The organism is Stieleria marina (assembly GCA_007741555.1).
Lineage (GTDB): Bacteria > Planctomycetota > Planctomycetia > Pirellulales > Pirellulaceae > K23-9.
Window position 1 is genome coordinate 78,226 of the sequence record CP036526.1, and the last position, 20,244, is coordinate 98,469.

At 55.3% G+C, this 20,244-nt stretch carries 14 protein-coding genes; 10 read left to right on the plus strand and 4 right to left on the minus strand.

What is annotated here, in order from left to right; translation table 11 throughout:
* Positions 1-138: 138 nt before the first annotated feature.
* From K239x_RS00340 to K239x_RS00365, 6 genes are all read left to right on the plus strand, one after another.
* Positions 139-1,128 carry a mechanosensitive ion channel family protein gene (locus K239x_RS00340; protein ID WP_419189494.1) on the plus strand — a complete coding sequence of 330 codons (990 nt, stop codon included), beginning with the start codon at positions 139-141 and terminating at the stop codon, positions 1,126-1,128.
* A gap of 225 nt (positions 1,129-1,353) precedes the next feature.
* The gene (locus K239x_RS00345; RefSeq protein WP_145415733.1) at positions 1,354-2,100 is read left to right on the plus strand and encodes a hypothetical protein; all 747 of its coding nucleotides are present in this window, start codon (positions 1,354-1,356) and stop codon (positions 2,098-2,100) included.
* 124 nt (positions 2,101-2,224) lie between these two features.
* The gene (locus K239x_RS00350) at positions 2,225-3,511 is read left to right on the plus strand and encodes a DUF4332 domain-containing protein (protein WP_145415734.1); all 1,287 of its coding nucleotides are present in this window, start codon (positions 2,225-2,227) and stop codon (positions 3,509-3,511) included.
* Between the two features lie 224 nt (positions 3,512-3,735).
* Positions 3,736-4,977, plus strand: coding sequence for a Glu/Leu/Phe/Val family dehydrogenase (locus K239x_RS00355; protein WP_145415735.1), 1,242 nt, complete (start codon positions 3,736-3,738; stop codon positions 4,975-4,977).
* 118 nt (positions 4,978-5,095) lie between these two features.
* On the plus strand, positions 5,096-5,824 hold the full coding sequence (gene hisA, locus K239x_RS00360; protein ID WP_145415736.1) for a 1-(5-phosphoribosyl)-5-[(5-phosphoribosylamino)methylideneamino]imidazole-4-carboxamide isomerase: 729 nt from the start codon (positions 5,096-5,098) through the stop codon (positions 5,822-5,824).
* Complete coding sequence (locus K239x_RS00365; protein ID WP_145415737.1) at positions 5,825-7,864, plus strand: prolyl oligopeptidase family serine peptidase; 2,040 nt, start codon at positions 5,825-5,827, stop codon at positions 7,862-7,864. It begins immediately after the preceding gene.
* A 285-nt stretch (positions 7,865-8,149) separates the two neighbouring features.
* On the opposite strand, the gene K239x_RS00370 is transcribed toward K239x_RS00365, so the two are convergent.
* The 3 genes from K239x_RS00370 to K239x_RS00380 all read right to left on the minus strand — a co-directional run bounded on the left by K239x_RS00370 (position 8,150) and on the right by K239x_RS00380 (position 11,036).
* Positions 8,150-8,989 (minus strand): class I SAM-dependent methyltransferase, encoded by an 840-nt coding sequence (locus tag K239x_RS00370; RefSeq protein ID WP_145415738.1) that lies wholly within the window; start codon positions 8,987-8,989, stop codon positions 8,150-8,152.
* Between the two features lie 114 nt (positions 8,990-9,103).
* On the minus strand, positions 9,104-9,874 hold the full coding sequence (locus K239x_RS00375; protein WP_419189495.1) for an SDR family NAD(P)-dependent oxidoreductase: 771 nt from the start codon (positions 9,872-9,874) through the stop codon (positions 9,104-9,106).
* Between the two features lie 16 nt (positions 9,875-9,890).
* The gene (locus K239x_RS00380) at positions 9,891-11,036 is read right to left on the minus strand and encodes a helix-turn-helix domain-containing protein (protein ID WP_145415739.1); all 1,146 of its coding nucleotides are present in this window, start codon (positions 11,034-11,036) and stop codon (positions 9,891-9,893) included.
* Positions 11,037-11,465: 429 nt separating this feature from the next.
* Here K239x_RS00380 and K239x_RS00385 point away from each other — a divergent pair, with 429 nt between their 5' ends.
* The 4 genes from K239x_RS00385 (at position 11,466) to K239x_RS00400 (ending at position 19,033) form a co-directional block, all read left to right on the plus strand.
* Positions 11,466-15,158: a hypothetical protein gene (locus K239x_RS00385; protein ID WP_145415740.1), complete on the plus strand. Its 3,693-nt coding sequence runs from the start codon at positions 11,466-11,468 to the stop codon at positions 15,156-15,158.
* Between the two features lie 94 nt (positions 15,159-15,252).
* Positions 15,253-16,605, plus strand: coding sequence for a dihydroorotase (locus K239x_RS00390; protein WP_145415741.1), 1,353 nt, complete (start codon positions 15,253-15,255; stop codon positions 16,603-16,605).
* Between the two features lie 92 nt (positions 16,606-16,697).
* Complete coding sequence (locus tag K239x_RS00395) at positions 16,698-17,351, plus strand: sigma-70 family RNA polymerase sigma factor (protein ID WP_145415742.1); 654 nt, start codon at positions 16,698-16,700, stop codon at positions 17,349-17,351.
* Entirely contained in the window at positions 17,348-19,033 is a 1,686-nt protein-coding gene (locus K239x_RS00400) for a serine/threonine-protein kinase (RefSeq protein ID WP_145415743.1), read from the plus strand. The genes K239x_RS00395 and K239x_RS00400 overlap by 4 nt, the downstream gene beginning before the upstream one ends.
* Positions 19,034-19,041: 8 nt before the next feature.
* Here K239x_RS00400 and K239x_RS00405 read toward each other — a convergent pair whose 3' ends face one another.
* Positions 19,042-20,208, minus strand: a complete 1,167-nt coding sequence (locus K239x_RS00405) for a metallophosphoesterase (RefSeq protein ID WP_145415744.1) — start codon at positions 20,206-20,208, stop codon at positions 19,042-19,044.
* Positions 20,209-20,244: the final 36 nt, after the last annotated feature.

A 20,244-nucleotide genomic window follows, 5' to 3' on the forward strand; every position in this document is an offset into this window, starting at 1 on the left:
AGGACCCGAAAATATCTTTGCTATCAGACATCTGTCTTTACGCTTGCGTCAGCGTTTTCTATAGCTTGGATTGATCGGATGCCCGCAGGCTCGATCGCAAAATTTGATTCACTGAGATTACAGGGAAGGACCCTCCACGTGGCAACCGAATTGACTGCACTCGCGGACGAGACTGACATCGACGGCGCGATTGATAAAGTACACCAAACAGCTGTTGAGTCTGTCCAAAGCATAACGAATGGTGACTTTTCGATTTTTATCGGACTCGCGAAAAACTACGTTCTCCCAGGTGCCATTGCGCTGGCGGTGTTGTTCTTTGGCTACTTGTTCGCCAAATACCTCTCCCGTATTGCCAGTCGGCCGGTTTGTCGCCGGGTTGATGAGACACTCGGCAAGTTTTTAGATCGGGTGATCTTTTATGCCGTCATGTTGGGTGTGACCGCCTTGGTGATGAACCAGATCGGAATCAAAATGAGCGGTGCGGCGGCTGTTGTCGCTGCGATGGGGTTTGCAATTGGATTGGCTTTCCAAGGAACGCTTAGCAACTTTGCGGCTGGCATCTTGCTGATGGTGTTTCGCCCCTTCAAAGTCGGCGATGTGGTCAATGCCGCAGGCGTGGTTGGCAAAGTAGACGAGATCGATTTGTTCACGACGGTTTTGGATACGCCCGACAATCGACGCATCATTGTTCCCAACAGTTCCATCTCAGGCGGCACCATCGAAAATGTCAGCTTTCATTCGCATCGCCGCGTTGAAGTGATGGTTGGCGTCGACTACACCGCGGATTTGAAGACGACCCGTGCGGCACTGCAGTCTGCGCTCGATATGTTTGCCGCTCAGACAATTCAGGGCGACAAACGGGGCGGACAAGTGATCCTGAGCAATCTGGGTGACAGTGCTGTCGAGTGGAAGGTCCGCATGTGGGTCGCTTCTGCTGACTATTGGCCGTTGCACGAATCGTTGGTTGGTGAAGTCAAAGAGCGATTGGATTCCTACGGCATCGGAATTCCTTTCCCGCAATTGGATGTTCACATTTCGCAAAACGATTCCGGTGAAGCGGCAGATAGCCCGAGTCGAAAACGTCCCCGAGTGCGAACGGCCGCTCAGAATTATCCGCATGCGGCCTAGTCGCTCGTTGGCAGAAGTGAATCGGATTTCTGCTAATGTTTTCGCAAAACAGGTTTGTCAAACGATTTGCGGCGACGCGAAAAAGTATTGGCAATTCTATTGTTTTAGGAACGCACAAAAACACTCGTTGATGGCTTTCGCGCTGATCACGACTGACTATGATATCCGCGGCCATGTCAGGCCACACGATGACGTTGTTAGATCGCGATCGCGAGGAATCTCAGTATGTGGCATACCAGTAAAGGTGACCGAACGCTTGTCGGTGCTGAAGCTGAAGTCGCAGCGCATGCGGTCGACACGATGGTCGACGCACTAACGAATTTTATCGACGACGACGGCACGAATGATGACTGGGACAATATCTCGGTTTTTTGCGAATCCGGTGTCGCACTTTACGACGAATTGCCTCCCACTCGTCGTATCGCGTTACTTCGCGAAGTCGCTTCGCATTTGCTAAGTGACACGTCTTCATTGATGCCACTTTCAGCCTACGCCGAAGCAGCCGTGGCAGCGATTTATGTCGAAGTTCGCGATCAAGTCGCAATTGAGATCGATCTTTTTCCTGCGGGTTTTGAGGCAGAGGATCGCTCCGATGATCCCGAAGAAAATGTGACGTGGCGAGAATTGGTGCTCTCGGCTTACGCGGCAGTCCATTCGCAAGATGCCGACGGTGGGGCTACATTTGCTAAGAATGTGAGCGAACCTCTTTTGGATCTGCCCGATCCGTTCTGCTTAGCGATCGAAAGGTGGGAGCCTGTGATCGATTCCCTGGCAGACGCGGTGCTGTGGGATCGTGACTTTGAGATGGCAGGCGATTTTTTGGATGCTGAACCGCGAGTTTCACAGCAACGACGTCGGCTTTTAGGCATCGACGATGACTACTTTGCCAGCATCGCTCCCGATCCGATTGGCACAGAAGTCTTTCGATTGATCTCGGAAACAAGATCGATCGTTCGCAGCAAACCGCGATAGTTCCTCTTGCTTTGCGGCGCCGCGAATCGCGACACTTGCGATCACCCTGTCAATTGTCGTCCTCTCCGTTGCCGCCCTCACTGTTGTTGGGGCCTAATCGAATTTGGATAAGGCCGCTTGAAACATGCCTGCCTTGCATTGGACCCTGCGCCGTTTCCATTGTCGCCATACGCATCATTTGCTTGCGGTTGATGCACTCGGGTTAGTGCAGACACCGGCGGGAAAACGTCTGGCGTCTTGGCTGCTGCGTTACCACCGTGACTATCTGGCCGGTGCAATCGATCCCGATGTGCGCATTTGCGATTTTCAAAATCAGATCATCCATGTCGAAGACGGATACTGGGGCGGCGGCCCGCGAGTCGCGCAGTTGTGGTATCACCGTCTCCTGCAAAATTTGCAACGGAGAGACTTTCGCAAAGCCGCCCAGTCGGCGGGGATTCTGACTCACTATTTCACCGACGCTTTGCAGCCGCTGCATACTGGCGAAACGCGCCGAGAATCGCTTGTTCATCTGCCGTTTGAACGAAGTGTGTTTCATTGCTACGACGCGATTCGCCAGCACTGGATTGATGATCCACTGCGGGGCGTGTTTCGGTTGACGGATCATCCCGAGTGGCTCCGTCACGCGATGCTTCACGGAGCACAATTAGGACACCAAAAGTTTTCGCTCCTGGTGAACTCGTATCGGTTTGATGATGGAGTTGCCGACCCGACCGCTGGGCTGAACAACGTGTCACGCTCAGCGATGGCCGAAGTAATTGGTTTGACCCTGACAGGACTAGCACGCATCGTCGAACGAGCCGCTCAGGACGCCGAAGGGCTCCTGTTGGCGCCGCTGCCTTGCGCGGGACACACCGCTCCGCTGATCGTGGCATCGATTCGATGTCCGCAGCAAGCTTGGGCAAAATGGCGTGAAGCAAATCGCAGCAAGCGTCAGGCCATGGCGATTGCAAAGGAGTATCGAAAGAGAGGTTTTCTGTCGAAGCATCTGCCGCACGAGGTCGACATCAAGCAACGAGTGAATCAGGTGCGTCGAGACGAAAAGATCTACCAAGCAGCCATGGCCGAGCGTGCGCGTGCAAAACTGGCAAACCAGTCCGATGCAACGCGACAGGATCATCCCAAAGTAATGACAGTGCCGATCCAGGAGCACACGGTTTGTCCGCCAGAGGATCATGCTTCCGCACCGGCGGTGAAATCGGTCGACCGGATTGATGCCAGGCTGCTATTGGCGGCAGGCTACCACACCAGGGCCCAGCTCGCCGCGGCGGAGACCCAGCAGATTCACGCTGAACTTCAACGACTGGCTTTGACCAAGACGGGGCAGCGAATCTTGAGAGGCCAATCGCCACCGAGTTTGGAAGCCGTGCACGAAGAAATTCGTCGTTCGAGCCAGGGACAGGTGGCTTAGAGACACGCGAAAAGATTCAGCCCCAGTGGTTTGGTACTTGGCAGGGCGATTGACGGTTTATTGTTGCAACCGACAGGCGATGGTTTGTCGGGGCCCTTGGTACGTGGGGCGGAGTTGTCATCGGTGAATGCTGCATACGCCCGATTCCTAGTTAGGTTGCCAATCGTATATCCTTTGGCACGACGATCCCCGGCGGATAGTTTTTGCCCCGAACAGGCGTAACCATGCGAGCTTTTGACGCGATCCAAATTTACTTCGACGCTGCCGCAGAGCATCTGGATTTAGAACCAGCGTTCCGCGAAGCGCTGTTGATGCCACAGCGTGAAGTCCAAGTGCAAGTTTCCATCGAACGCGATGATGGCAGCTTGGCCAACTTTGTGGGTTTCCGCGTTCAACACGACAACAGCCGTGGTCCGATGAAAGGAGGGCTCCGGTATCATCACGAAGTCGACTTGGACGAGACTCGTGCGCTGGCCAGTTTGATGACCTGGAAAACGGCCGTCGTCGATCTGCCTTACGGAGGTGCTAAAGGCGGCATCGGTGTGAACCCGCGAGAGTTGTCGCACCGCGAAATCGAACGCCTAACGCGAGCCTTCGTCGATCAAATCCACGACATCGTCGGACCCGACACGGATATTCCAGCTCCCGACATGGGAACTGATCATCAAGTGATGGCTTGGTTCCGAAACCAGTGGGAAAAGTACCACGGGTTTCAGCCTGCTGTGATCACTGGCAAACCTGTCGAACAGTACGGTGCCAAGGGACGCGAAGAGGCGACCGGGCGTGGCGTCGGAATGTTGACGTTCAAGTTGGTCCGGCGGCTTAGCCGGCAACCCAAAGAGACCCGGATTGCCATTCAGGGTTTTGGAAACGTGGGGTCGCACGCCGCCAAATTTTTACACGAGTCGGAGTTTCCAGTCGTCGCGGTGAGTGATACGACGGGCACGTATTACAAAGCCGACGGGCTTGATATTCCCGCGCTGTTTCACCATCGGCTTCAGCACGAGCACGGATTGTTGGCCGGGTACACTGATTGCGAAGTGCTGCCGATGAACGCTTTGTTGGAATTGGAAGACGTTGACGTTCTGATACCTGCAGCCCTGGGCGGGGTGATCACCGAAGACAATGTGGATCGGATCAAAGCGAGCGTGATCATCGAAGCCGCGAATGGTCCTATCTTTCCCGCTGCTGACAAAATTCTGTACGAACGCGGCGTGACTGTTCTGCCTGATATCTTGGCCAATGCGGGTGGTGTGACGGTCAGTTATTTTGAATGGGTGCAAAATCGACAACACTACCGCTGGACATTGGATCGCGTGCGTCAAGAATTGGACCACACGATGAGCAGTGCCTTCGAGAATGTTTGGCAGACATCGCAAGAGAAGGACTTGTCGTTACGGACGGCTGCTTACATGATCGGGATCGCTCGCGTACAGCGTGCTACCGAATTAGCAGGGCTGACCTAGCGGCGGCCAATATCGATGCGAGTGCAATTTGGACGTCTAGTCCAATTCGCTTGTGCGTTCGCGGTTGCTTCACGGCGCAGCGACTTAGAAAACAGAACTCCCAACTAAGAGAATCCCATTGGAAATTTGGCCCGCGATTGACCTCCGTCATGGAAAACCCGTTCGCTTGCGACAGGGAGACTACGAACAGCAAACGGTGTTTGGTGAAGATCCCGTCGTATTCGCTAAGCGATGGCAGGCAGCCGGTGCCAAGCGTTTGCACTTGGTCGATCTGGATGCGGCGCGAGGCGACGATCCGACGGCGAATCGCGAAGCTGTCAAATCAATCGTTGCCGAGACGGGGCTACCGTGCCAGATGGGCGGAGGCGTGCGCGACGAAGCAACGATCGAAGCTCTGATCGCGCTTGGTCTGAGCCGCTTAGTGGTGGGATCAGCGGCGCTGAAACGACCGGATTGGTTTGCCAACATGTGCGATGCTCATCCCGGAAAATTGGCTGCCGGCATCGACGCACGCGATGGCATGGTGGCGACCGATGGTTGGCTTGAGACAAGCTCCACACCGGCCATCGATCTCGCGAAGGATCTTCGCCAGCGAACCGAAAATTTGGTCGCGATTATCTATACGGACATTGCGCGTGACGGAATGATGCGGGGGCCGAATTTTGACGGGCTGGCCCAAATGGCCGAAGCCACCGACATTCCTTTGGTCGCCAGCGGTGGCGTGACTACGCTGGACGATGTTCGTGCCTTGGTGCGGATGGAGATGCCAGCAGCAATCGTCGGTCGTTCGATCTATGATGGCGTGATGAAACTAGAAGAAGTCTTGGATGTAGCCGGAGATCGTTAGATGTTGAACTCATTCAGCCGTGCCCAGTTCGTCTGCTTGAGCATTTTTTTCACGGTCGCGACAGGCATACCGAGTCAGGCGCAACAAAATTTCAAACAGCTGCCGCCGCTGGGCATCAAGATCGACGTAGAGACTCGCGAGAAGTTGGCGCAACGAGTCGCTCGCTTGAAAGAAGAGATCGAGGACTTAGAAAAAGCGTCTGAGGACACTTCGACGTGGCGTGCTGACGTCGTGGTGCTGGTTCGCGCGGTCGAATTGGCACTCCGGCAGAATGGTTTCTACAAAAAGAGTGAACCGGCGGCAGCGGCAAAATTGCTTGATGAAGCGAAACGTCGCATCGACGCGGTCGCTGCCAGTCAACGTTCGCTTGGTTTGCTTCGCACAGCGGCGACCGAATCGGATCAACCCAGCCTGCTGGTGGGCGGGTTCGTTTCGCACATTGATGATTCCGTTCAGCCTTACGGATTGGTGTTACCAGTTGGGTTTGATGCCAAGAAAACGTACCGCTTAGATGTTTGGCTTCATGGTCGCGGCGATACCAAACTGGAAGTCGCTTTTCTGACCGAGCGGATGAATAAGGTCGGTCAGTATGCGCCGGCAGACACGATCGTTCTTCACCCTTTTGGTCGACACTGCAATGCATTCAAGTTTGCTGGCGAGACCGATGTTTACGAAGCAATCGATCACGTCAGTGGGTTGCTAAACGTCGACCAGAGTCGAGTCGCCCTTCGCGGTTTTTCGATGGGCGGGGCAGGTGTCTGGCATCTTGCCGCTCACGATCCGACCCATTGGTTCGCGGCGAATCCAGGAGCCGGTTTCGTTGACACGATCGTTTACCAAGGCTGGGCCGAAAAGCTTCCGTACCCGATGACTGATGCGCGAAAGAAACTGTTGCGTTTGTACGACGTTTTGCCTTGGACCAGTAATTTGCAGAACACACAGCTGATTGCGTACAGCGGCGAAGTCGACAAGCAAAGACAGGCTGCTGATCGTGTGATGAAAGCCGGCAAAGAATTAGGGTTCGACTGGGACTATGTCATCGGCAAAGGCATGGGGCACAAAATCAATCCTGAATCGGCGACAAAGGTTGATGCCAAACTTGCTTCATGGAGCGCGCAAACGTCGCAGTCGCCTCGAAAGTCAATCGACTTCACCACCTATACGCTGCGATACGCCAAAGCGGATTGGTTAACCGTCACTGGTTTGCAAGAGCACTGGAAGGCTGGAAATGTGAAAGCAGTTATTACTGAATCAGCAACTCTAGACATCAAAACGGATGGCGTGACACATCTGTCACTGGACTTTGCCGATTCGTCATGGCCGGGGAAAAAGGAAGTCGGTCTTAACATTGATGGCGAGCGTTTCTACATCAGCGACACGTCGGAAGAGCCCGGTCTGCAGTGTCAGTTGCAACGCGGTAAACGGTGGGAACAAGTCGTCGGGATATCGAGCGAACTCCGCAAACGTCCGGGAGTTCAAGGCCCCATTGATGACGTTTTCTACGATCGATTCCTGTTCGTCCTACCAACGCGTCCAGCCGGAAACGGAGTGGTCGAACGTTGGGTCAAACGAGAGATCGAATACGCGATGTCGCGATGGAAACGTTTGATGCGGGGCGAGGTTCGAACGGTCAGGGACGTTGATCTGACAGACGAGCAAATCAAGAACAACCACCTGATTTGTTTTGGCGACTTTCTGGGAAACCGTTACTTAAGCAAGGTCTCCAATCGCATGCCGCTAACATGGACGCGGAACAAATTGAACTTTGCGGGAAAGTCCTATGATCCGGCCACTCACGCGGCGGTCATGTGTTATCCAAATCCAGAAAATCCCGACCGCTACATCGTGATGAACAGCGGCATGACGTTTCGCGAGTTTTCCAACGTCAGCAATTCGCGTCAAATTGCGATGCTGCCCGATTGGGCGATGCTGAAAATTGATGATGAATTCGACGACAGCATCTTCGCTGGCGATGTGGTCGCTGAAGGATTCTTTGACGAGCAGTGGCAGATCAAAACGAAGAATCCGACACTACCATGAGCCAGATCATCGCTTCCTTGCCTTGAGTTTCGGGCGTCGTTGGGACCTAGTGCTTCAACCGCGACGGGTAGTCCGTCGCTTTTTGCTGCTCTATCAGCGGCACCTGGTTTTTCACGCTTCAGGTGATGTAACTGCCACTGCATACGGGTGGCATGCGAAGTATCGAATGGAAAACTGGCACCGAAAGCAGGCGAGGGCCTCAGCTATTCGTGGACAACCTTCGATCACCGAACAATCCGCTCCGCCTGCACTTTCGGGTCGCGGTTGAGTGTGGCGTCACGACCGCTACTTTTTCGCTACCAAGTAACAGATCCAACTTGGATCGCTCGGAGCGACTTCGCGGCGTTCCCACTGGCCGTCGCGATCGGGATCTTCGTTCTCGTCGATTTCCCAGTAGACGTGGCTTTCGCTGAAGCCTGCCTCTTCTAGCATCTCGCGGACTTCGGAGATCGTCCAAAATCGCCAGTGATACTCAAAGGCGTGTTTCAGTTTACTGCCGTCGGGAAATTTGAAACTGATTGAAAAGCTGGCGTCGGCTGTGATCGGATTAAACGAAATTTGCGACCAATGGTATTTGAATCCCTTCTTGCCTTTTTTGATCGTGCGTTTGTCCACAAAGTCTTCGACGAAACACTCGCCACCGCCCATCATGTCCATGACCATGATGCCGCCGTCATTTAGGTTGGCTCGAGCGATTTTGAAATACTCGATGACTTCCGCGCGCGTCTTGAAAATCCAAAACGAAAAGTTCTGCGCGGCCAGCACGTCGACAGTTGGCTTGTTGCGTTTGCGGACGTCTTGTTCGATTAAACGGACACGCTGCTTCTGCTCAGGATTTAGTTTGGCCAAATTGTTATCGCGGCCCCACTGCAGTGTTTCGTCACACAGATCAACGCCGGTCGCCTTGCGGCGTTTGTCGCTCTTGACCCACTCGCAGCAAACGGCAAACGTCCCGCAAAAATCTTCGCGCAGCGTCAGCGGAGTCGCATCGTGAAAATCACGGTACGCCTGCGTAAAGAATTCGACTTCGTGATCAGGCGTCTGAACCGACTTTTCGTAGAGTTTGAACTTGTCGGCGCGGTCTGCCATCGTCGGCTTGCCGGGCTTCTTCTTGTGTTTAGCCATCTTGTGAGATTTGGGTTAATCAGGGTGCTTAGCTAAGAGTGTGCTGAGATTGTACCGCGGCGCAGAATTCTTGCACCGGGTTCGTGGGAAAAGCGACGCGGAAGGATGGCCGCGTTAGTGGTGAGCCCAGCCGCGATCGGCGAGCAGTTCCTGGCCAGTGATGGCAGCGCTGGCGTTGCTTGCCAAAAAGAGTGCCACGTCCGCAATTTCTGAAGGCTTGATCAGATCTGGAATGCACTGCTGAGTTTTTAACATTCGCTTGACCTTCGGCGTGACAAATTGCTCCAGCTGCCGGTCCGTCATGATCCAACCTGGCGAGAGCGTATTGACGCGAATGTGACGCGGTCCCAGTTCGCGAGCCAGCGATCGCGTCAGGCCGATGATGCCCGATTTAGTCGCAACGTACGCCGTCATTTCGGCGGGTGACAGATGATGGGTGATCGACGAAAAGTTGATAATCGATCCGCCCTTGTCGGGCATCAGGTCCACCGCTTGTTGGACAGCGATGACGAAGGCTCGCAAATTGAGTGCGATGATTTCATCCCACTGGTTCATCGTCATCTGGCCGAGCGCAATTCGTGGATCGCGTGCGGCGCTATTGACCAAAACATCAATGCGACCGGCTTGTTTGCCAATGCGGTCAATCCAGTTTCGCAGTGGCTTTTCTTTAGTCAGATCGACTGCTGAGAATCGGGCCCGCTTGTTGGTTTCCAACTGCAGCCGTTTGCCCGCATCGGAGTCGACGTCACAGAAGTGAACTCGTGCGTCTTGGTCGACGAAGCGACGAACCATCGCTTCGCCGATTCCGTTTGCACCGCCCGTGATGACGACGACCCTGTTGGCAAGATCGTCGTACGTGGCAAGCGATTGCTGGGGCGAAGGCACGGTTCAAAAATCCTAACTACCGACGTGCAATTCGCTTGGCGATCGCAGCGCGTGGTAGCGGCATGATTTCGGCAGCACCGCCCGGGTTGTACAGCAGGTCGTCGGGGCTAGGTTTGCTGTCGGCGTTGTCGTACTTAACCAAATAAGCACCGATCTGAATTCCACCTTCGTCGTAAACAGGAGGCCAGAATTCTTCGCCGCGAATCGCCAGTGTTTTTGCTAGCAGGCGGGTCGCCCGACCGGAGAAACCGCTTAGCACCATGTCTAGACGGCCGAGAGCTTCGCGGAAGAGGTAAAACACCAATGCTGTGTCTTGATCTTTACCGCCAGCGTAAGCCCAAGTGCCATCGTCTTTTTCGTAGTAAAAACCAGGCTCCGGCGCGTCTTCGTTTTTGCTCAGTCGTGTGCCAGCCGAAGCACCGTCGGGTTTGGGATCGGTATCACGGTAACGCAAAAAGAATGGACAAGACCGCGCCGAAACGTCATCGACGTCGTCTTCGGTAACAAACGGCGAACAACCAAACGCTTCGGAGAATACCAATTCAACAACGGGGTTACTTTTCACACTGCCGATGCAAACCATTCCGCGGTCGCCTTGGGCATCGGTGAAACCCTCGAACACTTCCGAGGCACGAGCGCGAGCGTCTTCCAAAGATGCCTTGCCTGGGCTCCACACAAGTGTTTGCTGCAGGCGATCGGGCATGGGGACTTCGACCGGTTTGCCTTCGTCACCATCGGCGCTGGCGTGGTGTTTGGCAGCACCTCCCAACGTCGAAACACCGTTGAGCAATTCGCCGACCAAGACCGAGTCACTGGCGATGACTGCGGCACTCTCGGGCGAGCCTTCGGTTTCACTTTGGCGAACACCCACGACGATTTCGATGTCACCGCGGCGGGCAAGCAGTTCCCAGAAGTTTTCTGCATTGACGGCGAACAACGCACCAGGCAATTGGTCTGCTGTGGCGTAGCCTTGATCGATCAAATAGTCACATAAACGCGAAAGAGCGTCTAAGGGAATGTATTTTGCTTCGTTCTTCAGAAGGGACGCGACTTGATGGCGGTCCAATCCTGTGTGTTCGACGATCGATTTGATCGTGCCAGGGCGTTTGCGTCGGTCAGGAGTATGTCCAAGAAGTTCCGCTAGACGGAATGCATATCTCATCAGTCGTTGTCAAATAAAATGGAGGAGAAAAGATTGCCCAAAACGTATTTGCACGAACCATTGTATCAAGAGCAGTGCCGGCCAATTACGTCGGGGCCTGAGGAATCGATCGGAAGTCAATTCTTTCGCAAAGAAGAAAGGTGGGCCCGTTTGGTAAACTGATCCGCAGATTGACGGCGAATCGAAGTCTGCTTCAACGATTGTCCAAAGTGATTTTCGATAGGGACGATCCTGCTGCGGCGATATGCCGAAGATGTTTAAGTTAATACGTTGGTCGATGCTGTCAGCGAAATTGAGCCACATCGATCCAAAAAAGCGGACAAATCCCGCGCCGGTGGCGAATCGTTCACTGGATGCGGTTATTAACGAGGCGGTTTCTTCCTTTGTTCAGCTATAGTGGAATATGCCGTTTCTCTTTGGGATCTCAGGATGTCAGTGGCTAACTCATCGACGACGACCAAGCAGCCTCGCTCGGCGAATGCTGTCGATCAATTTGTGTCGGATCGGATTGCCGAAACATGCCGTGCACTGTGGTGGGAGGAGCTGATTCGCCGCTCTCTGATCCTGGTGATCGCATTGATCCTGGCGGTTTTGCTTTGGGTGGTGATCGATCAGTGGGTGTATTCCGCGAGTATTCTTGTTCGCGGGGTGTCTTTTGTGGCACTGGTCGGAGGGGCGGTTTGGTACTTCGTCCGTCGCATTTGGCCCGTGCTGACCAGCAGTGTGCGCCCCGAGTACGCGGCGCGAGCGCTGGAACGCGACCAGCCCGACATGAAGCAGGAACTGACCAGCTACATCACGCTTCGCGATCAGGTCGCCAATGGCGAATCTGCCAAGGGAGGCAAAAGCGGACTGCACCAGCGCGTGGTCCGTTCGATTGGTTCGATCGCTGCGGGCCGTCTGAGTTCGTATGATGCGTTGCCAACTGAAGCCACCGCGACGCTTCGTTGGTGGATCATCGCTGCGGTGTCGCTCGCAGTGCTGATGGCGTACACAATGTTTTCACCCAAAAGCACCGTTGCATCGGCCAGCCGATTGATTGCCCCGCTATCGTCGATTGCGCCTGCCAAACGGGTTTTGATTTCGGACGTGCAACCGGGCGATGTCGAAGCGATCGCGGGACGCAGTACCAATGTCTCGGCCAAAGTCCAAGGATTGCGTGACGATGAAGAAGTGGTATGTCGGTGGCGGTCGTCCAGTCGTGAAAACGAATTTGTGCTTGCCTACAACAATGAATCGCGTCGTTACGAAGGCGAGCTGCAATTATCACACAGCGATGCTGGCGAGATACCTTACTCGATTTTGGCCGGCGACGATCAATCCGATACGCACTATTTGAGTGTAAAAAATCTGCCCGTTGTTGCGATTGAATCAGTGCGTTACCAGCCACCTGCCTACACCGGCGCAGTGCCCCACACCAGCAGCAGCGCTTCGATCTCGGCCGTTGATGGAACCACCGTGACCATCACAGCAAAGACCAATCGTCCGGTTCGGCGTGCCGACATCGAATTCAATCCGCGCTTGTTGGGCGAAACAGTGCGGGCTACCGCAGGGGCAAAATCGATGGCGATCGATTTGGCGGGAACGGGGCTGACGATTACCTTTCCGCTTCGCGGCGAACAGGGCCGTTCGGCGGCCGTCGCCTTGGAGAACTATCGCGTTCGTGTGAGCGATGAAGCCGGGCAAGACAATCCCGACCCGATCGTTTATCCGATTCGAGTGATCTCCGATTTGCCGCCCGAAGTATCGATTGTTTTGCCACGCAAGTCGCCCAAGTCCATGGGCGTGCAGATGCAACAGATCATCGAAATCCATGCGATGGATCCAGACTTTGGTTTGAAACGAGTCGAGTTAAATATCAACCGCGGCATCGATGTGATCGCCAACCCCACGCTTTGGAGCGACGAACACGGAGCCAAAGGCAATCAAGTCACGGAGTTTCGTTTTCGGCCATCGGAACATGGACTGCGAGTTGGCGACGTCGTGCAGATCATCGGAATTGCGACTGACAATCGTTCGATTCCCGGCATCGATTCGGTCGAAGCCAACGTGAGTGTGACAGACCCAGTCGAGATTCGAATCATCGGCGACCAGCCGCCACCGGATCCTCAGGGCGCCGAAGATGGCTTGAGCGAAACCGACCAGCGACCCGCATCGGATCATCCGCAGGACAATGCCGGTGGCGAAAAGTCGGCTTCGCAGGATGGAGATCAGAAACAGGGTGGCTCAGGAGGAAAGGGCGAATCCAGCCAGCAACAGCAAGGCGAAGGTGGCAGCCAGACCGGTGAAAGCCAGGGCGGAGGCAACAGTGGTCAGCCGCAGCAAAACCAATCTTCCGAAGGGCAGGGGAGCAGTCAGAGCAATCCGTCCAACGAAAGCCAAGGGAAAAGCGGCGAAGAGACATCCGGCGAGCGTGCTGGAGATAGCTTGTCCGCCGCCGGCGATCAAGAAAACATGTCGCAGCAACCGCCGAGCGATTCCGGTAATCAGCAAGCGGGGCAGGGCGGACAATCAGGGCAGGGCGAACCGTCCAAGCAGCCTCCGGCTGACAGTGCTGGTGCGAAAGGAGACCCGTCCAAGGGAGATAGTCAGGATCCAAACGGTAATGAATCCGCCAGCAAGAACAACGCCGGGTCCGCTAACGACGGTTCGCAAAATCGATCGTCCGAGGGCGCGTCGGACGGGCCACCGAAACACGACGGGGAAACGTTTGAGAAGATTCGCGACTACTTGGAAAAGAAAAAGCAAGAGAACGCCAAGAACGACGCGAGTCAAAGCGGCGATCCCAAGAATGCTCAATCGTCTGAAGAAAAAGGCAGCTCGTCCTCAGCCAATCAGGACGATCAAGATGCGATGAGTGATGACGGTCAAGGTTCCAGTGATTCCACGCAGCAGGGGGCCAATGACAAAACGGGCAGTGAAGAATCTGGCAATGACAAACCGAGCACGGACACGTTTAGCCAAGAACAATCGGAAAACGGCAGCGGCAACGGTCAAGCGGATCAGAGCCCATCGAAGAACGGCAAGTCGGACCAAAACAATCCCGGTAACTTGCCAAACGAAGATAACTCCGGCGATCGATCGGAGGACATGAGTGGAAAGGCTGGTGGCCAAGACGCAGAGGGTCAGCCAAAGAGTGATTCAGCGCCTGACAATCAAGCTGCCAACGATCGGGATTCCGCGGGACAAGAACCGGGCAAACAATCTGGTTCTGACACTGATGCGAAATCCAATCAAGACGGATCGGCAGGCAGCCAACAGCCGAAGCAAGATGGTCAGTCAGGCGATTCGAAAGCTCCCAACGACGCTGGCGCGATGGACAATCAGTCATCCGGCCGAGACGAACAGGGCGATGCAGGGAAACCATCGACTGACGACAGTCAGCCCAAGGGCGAAGGGACTGGCAGCAGCAAGGACGCAGGTGGTGCTGGCGACACGGATTCACAGGCTGGAGAAGATCCGTCAGATCAAGCTGGCGAACAGCCGAGCCAAAACGACCAGGATGGTTCATCGAAATCAGGTGGCAAAAAGAACGGTGACCCATCCAACCAAGGGTCGCCATCGCAGAGTGATCCTGGCGACCAAAAATCGGAAGCTGGCGAAGGACAAGAAAGCCAAGCTGCGTCAAAAGGCAATCCTTCGGACACCCAATCCAATAACAACAATCCTCAAGGCGGACAGAAGTCGCCATCGGGGGCCAACGCCGGCAGCGGCGAAGCGGGGGACGGACCGCCGGCACCGGAGGCGGCTGATTTGGAGTACACCAAAAAAGCAACCGATATGGTGTTGGACTATCTAGAGGAAACGCGAGATCAACCCGATCCCGATCTGCTCAAGGAGCTCGATTGGACCGAAAAAGACCTGCAGCAATTTGCCGATCGCTGGAAAGAGACTCGCAATTTGGACACGCCCGGCGCAGATCCCAACGTCCAGGACACGAATGTCCGAGACGCCTTGGAGAGTTTGGGTTTGCGACCACCGGCAGACAACCAGCGTGATGTCCGCCGGGAGTCATCGGACAATCTGAGAGACATTCGTGACTCGGGAAATCGGCGGCCACCGCCAGCGGCTTACAAGGATGTTTTCGATGCGTTTCGGCGCGGTCTGGGGCGGCAAAAATAGCCGGGGACTGGGGCGACAAAAGTAAACGGGCTACGCTTTTGTGTGTTCGCGTCGCGATGCCGCGATTCTTTTGTTCAAACTCAAAGCACGCTGAATGTTACGCACACTCTTTCGAAACGCCGAAGTTGTTCTCCCCAGCGAAGTCCGTCGTGGATCGGTCTTGATCGAAGATGGCAAAATACTGGACATTGACGCCGGCGAAAATGTCCAGGCCGACTCAGTGGTCGACTGTACGGGATTGCATTTGTTGCCCGGCGTGATCGACGACCAAGTCCATTTTCGCGAACCCGGTCTGACGCACAAAGAAGACTTGTCCACGGCGTCGCACGCTTGCGCCGCCGGGGGAGTGACGACGTTTTTGGAAATGCCCAACACCAAACCGCCAGCGATAACAGTCGAAGGTGTTCGCGCAAAGGAAACGATCGCGGCAAAAAAATCGCTCGTCAATTACGGTTTCTATATCGGTGCGACTCCGGACAACGCCGCCGAATTGGCTGTCGCGAAGGACGTGCCCGGCATCAAGATTTTTATTGGTAGCAGCACCGGTAATTTGCTGGTCGATGAACAGACAGCACTTGAGCGAATTTTTGCCGAAACGACATTACCGATTTGTGCCCACTGCGAAGACGAGACGACCGTGCGCGCCAATGCAGCCCGTTTGGCGGGAACCACTGACGTTGCCGATCATTCGCGAATTCGCGACGAAAAGGCCGCGATGATTGCGACAAAGCGAGCGACTGATTTGGCGCGGCGGCATCAACATCGATTTCACGTCCTGCACGTTTCGACGGCCGCGGAATTGGTCTATCTGCAAGAAGCGAATCCGTATTTGACCGCCGAAATTTGCGTGCACCATTTGCTGTTCAATGTGGACGACTACCCGCGGCTAGGCACCCGCATTCAGATGAACCCCTCCATCAAAACGGCCGCCGACAACGAAGGGTTGTGGCGGGCATTGTTGGACGGGACCGTGCAAGTCATCGCGACCGATCATGCGCCGCATACGCTGGAAGAAAAATCGCAGTCTTATCCCCAAAGTCCCTCGGGCTTGCCAGCGGTCGAAAATAGCTTGGCGTTGATCTTGAACCGAGTTGTCGCGGGCGAGTGTTCATTGCCACAAGTCGTCAGTTGGATGGCGGATGCCCCCGCCCGAATTTGGGGCATTGTTGGCAAAGGACGCATTGCACCGGGATACGATGCAGATCTGGTTTTGGTTGACTTGGAAAAGACCGCTACCATTCGTGATGCCGATCAACACACCAAATCACGCTGGAGCCCTTGGGACGGTCAATCGCTAACGGGGTGGCCGGTCAGTACGTGGGTTGGCGGCAAACAAGTTTGGAGCGGCGAGACGGGCTTTGACGAGTCTCACCGCGGGGCAAAACCTTTGTTCGATCATGCTCGCGGCGGGTTTTGGGCGACTGATGAAGGTATCGGAATCGCGTAAAGCGACCTTTAATTGCAGTTGCTCGCAGTCACAATGAAGCAGACACCGGCGCGTTCGTCGTCGGCAACTTATCCTCTGACGCTGATCTATTTATGGCAAAGTCAATTTGGCCTCTTAGCGACCAGACCGAGGAGTTGTTGGCTGCTGCCAAAACGGGCAACAGCGACGCGATCAACGCCTTGCTGGAAAAACACCGTGGTGCGGTGCGCCGTTTGGTAGAGCTGCGGTTGGATCGCAAGGTCCAGCGGCGCGTCGATGTCAGCGACGTGGTTCAAGATGTGATGATCGAAGCCAGCGGGCGGTTGGACAAGTACCTAGATGATCCGGTGATGGCGTTTCACCTGTGGCTCCGGCAGATTGCTTGGGACCGAATCATTGATACGTATCGGCGGCACCGCGTGAGCGCCAAACGAAACATGGATCGCGAGCAGCCGATGACTGCGGCGACCGGGCCGGACCAATCGACCATGGATTTTGCAGGCCAACTTTGCGATCCTGCCATGACGCCTGCCACGGCAGCGACGCAGCGCGAAATCGCCGAACGAGTCGAAACCGGTATCGAACTGTTAGGTGATCAAGATCGGGAGATCATCATCATGCGTCACTACGAACACCTGTCCAACCAAGAAATCGCCGAGGTGCTGGGGTTGAACGCACCCGCCGCCAGCATGCGTTACTTGCGAGCGGTTCGCCGGTTGCGGGAAGTGTTAGAAGAAAACAATTTGGCCGACGAGAGTGATGCGTGAGCGGGCAAGCTGACGATTCCGATCGCTCCGACGACTTGGCTCAGTACGACCAGCGGTTGGCCAACTTACTTTCGGAATTGACGGATGCGATCTGCCGAGGCGACGTCGTCGACTTTGACATCGTCTGCCAGCAAAACCCGGAGTGTGCTGACGATCTGCGCAAACTTTGGGGCGCTGTCTTGGTGACTGACACGGCGGGTGCGATCGCAGACGAATTACCGCGAAGCGGGGGCGGAAATCTTGCGGATGATTCCGCGGTGACGTGGCGAACTTTGACGCTGCCCGCAACGATTGGTGACTACGAACTGATACAAGAGATTGGTCGCGGCGGAATGGGCGTGGTCTTTCGCGCCAGGCAGATCAGTCTGGACCGTGAAGTCGCTGTGAAAATGATTCTGCGTGGGCGACTGGCCAGCGATGCCGACCTGCAGCGTTTTTTGGCCGAAGCCGCGGCGACTGCCAAGCTGGAGCATCCCAACATCGTGCCGGTCTACGAAGTCGGCGACGTCGACGGACGACCTTTCTTCAGCATGCAGTATGTCGAAGGGCAAACGCTTCTGCAGTTTTTGAGCGACGGGCCCATTGATCCCAGACTGGCTGCTTCGATCGTGGCCACCATTGCGCGAGCGGTGGGATTTGCGCACGAACAGGGGGTTCTGCACCGCGATTTGAAACCAAGCAATATTTTGATTGCCGATGACGGCACGCCCATGATCATGGACTTCGGTTTGGCCAAGCAGGTCGGCACCGAAGAGAATCTGACGCGCACCGGAATGTTGGTCGGCACGCCCGCCTACATGTCGCCCGAGCAAGCTAGTGGACGACGTGGTTTGGTTGGCCCGGCGAGTGATGTCTACAGTTTGGGATGCGTTTTGTACTTTGCCCTGACTGGCCGCGCTCCGTTTGTCGCCGAATCACCGATGGAGTTGGTGATGTTGGTGATCGAGCAAGACCCGATGCCGCCGCGGGCGCTGCGTCCACGACTGGATCGCGATCTTGAGATGATCGCGATCCGTTGTCTACAGAAACCGATGGACCTGCGTTATGAATCCGCCAATGCTTTGGCGGACGATTTAGATGCCTATTTGGCTGACGAACGGGTCGCTGCCCGCAGCGGACGGTTCGGTCAAGTAATCGCGAGACTGTTTCGCGAAACCCATCATGCTGGCGTGCTAGAAAAATGGGGTTTGCTTTGGATGTGGCATTCGCTGGCACTGCTTTGTGCCTGTCTGCTGACTTGGCAACTGCAGTTCATGGGTGTTCGTGAACGAACGATCTACATCGCCGTCTGGACACTGGGGCTGGGGGCGTGGGCGGCTGTGTTTTGGAAGCTCCGGCAGCGAATGGGTCCCGTCACGTTCATCGAAAGACAGATCGCGCATGTCTGGGGTGCCAGCATGATTGCGATCGGTTTAGTGTTTCCGTTGGAATGGTGGCTAGGCCTGCCGGTACTGACGCTTTCGCCTTTGCTGGGCGTGATTAGCGCGATGGTGTTTGTGGTCAAAGCCGGCATGCTGAGCGGTGTTTTCTACCTGCAAGCCGTCGCACTGCTGTTATGCGCGATCGCCATGGCCATCTTGCCCCAATGGGCACACTTGATGTTTGGCTTTGTGTCGGCGGCCTGTTTCTTTATTCCCGGTTTCAAATACGAACGAAGAAGCCGGCGAGCGTCAGGCGTTTGAGATCGGCGCTATGCACTTCGCAAAGTCAGCAACGACAACTGCGGCCGGCAATTAATCCGGAGCAAATGAGTGCCGCAGACACCGCGTGAAACGTGCAGCGTGGTGGGCGGTTTGTAAAAATCGCCAGATGCCCAACGGCTGCCGTGAAAGCTGGGGCTTAAGATCGGGCCAACCAATGGCAAGCGACCTTGTCCACCATGCGTGTGTCCCGCCAGCATCAGATGAACGTTGTGTTTCCGTGCCCAGGGAAATTGGTCGGGGCTGTGGCTTAGCAACAGTCGAAACGCAGATGACTGTCGCGGGATGTTTGCGACTGGAAACCACGGCGATTCGTTGCCGATGATTTCAGATTCGACATCCGCTAGTCGCTTTGTCGTGGGCTCCTGTCCAACATCGATCCAGCCGGCACTGCTCATCGCCGCGCGGGTTTCGTCCGGTGAAGCGATTCGCGTATCGTGGTTTCCAAGAATGAAGTAACAGCCATCCGTTGCGCGAGCTCCGGAGAAGATGTCTGTCAACCAATCCACGCAGTGGTGGCTGTCGATGATGTCGCCCGACAATGCCATCAAGTTGGGTTGCCACTCGGTGGCACGTTCCACCACGTACTTGCAAAAATCACGATGGATGTGACCCGTCAAATGAACGTCGGAAAACTGCGCGAGTCGGTATCCATCCAGTTTGGCCGGCAGGCCAGCGACGGGAAGCTGGATCTGCTCGATGGATAATTCAAAGATCTGATTCAGCGGCATCTGTTCTGCGAATCGACACTTGTTGGTCAATGGCAGCGTGTGGTCAACGTGGTTTCGGATATCGACGACTTCGATATCGCGTTGCGTTTTGACCCATTCCAAACCCAGGATGGGACGCCACGCCAACCAAGGCAATCCAAACACGATCCAGCACAACAAACAGGCCATTCCGTACGACATTAGAATCGCAGGGATCGGCAGGTTCTCGGGGCGTCCGAGTACCAAGTCGGTCAACGCGTCGCGAAACACCCAGGCCATCGCCAGTGGTATCAGAAGCGTCGTGAACGCGAAACCATATTCGATTGCCTTGAGCACTCTTCGGCGGATGCCGAATCCGTTCAAGCGATTGTAGATCGCGACGTGAATCCCCAGGTGGCCGATAAGACAGGCCGCCAAAATGCTCCACCAGAAAATGCGATCCGCCATCGTGTTGTTTTTCTAAGAAGAGGCTGTGCGAATCGA

What these genes read in the sequence shown, in the direction of transcription:
- K239x_RS00345 (WP_145415733.1), top strand. Translation starts at nt 1,354, where the DNA reads ATGTGGCATACCAGTAAAGGTGACCGAACGCTTGTCGGTGCTGAAGCT.
- K239x_RS00390 (WP_145415741.1), top strand. Translation starts at nt 15,253, where the DNA reads ATGTTACGCACACTCTTTCGAAACGCCGAAGTTGTTCTCCCCAGCGAA.
- K239x_RS00365 (WP_145415737.1), top strand. Translation starts at nt 5,825, where the DNA reads ATGTTGAACTCATTCAGCCGTGCCCAGTTCGTCTGCTTGAGCATTTTT.
- K239x_RS00350 (WP_145415734.1), top strand. Translation starts at nt 2,225, where the DNA reads ATGCCTGCCTTGCATTGGACCCTGCGCCGTTTCCATTGTCGCCATACG.
- K239x_RS00370 (WP_145415738.1), bottom strand. Translation starts at nt 8,989, where the DNA reads ATGGCTAAACACAAGAAGAAGCCCGGCAAGCCGACGATGGCAGACCGC.
- K239x_RS00405 (WP_145415744.1), bottom strand. Translation starts at nt 20,208, where the DNA reads ATGGCGGATCGCATTTTCTGGTGGAGCATTTTGGCGGCCTGTCTTATC.
- K239x_RS00380 (WP_145415739.1), bottom strand. Translation starts at nt 11,036, where the DNA reads ATGAGATATGCATTCCGTCTAGCGGAACTTCTTGGACATACTCCTGAC.
- K239x_RS00395 (WP_145415742.1), top strand. Translation starts at nt 16,698, where the DNA reads ATGGCAAAGTCAATTTGGCCTCTTAGCGACCAGACCGAGGAGTTGTTG.
- K239x_RS00385 (WP_145415740.1), top strand. Translation starts at nt 11,466, where the DNA reads ATGTCAGTGGCTAACTCATCGACGACGACCAAGCAGCCTCGCTCGGCG.
- K239x_RS00355 (WP_145415735.1), top strand. Translation starts at nt 3,736, where the DNA reads ATGCGAGCTTTTGACGCGATCCAAATTTACTTCGACGCTGCCGCAGAG.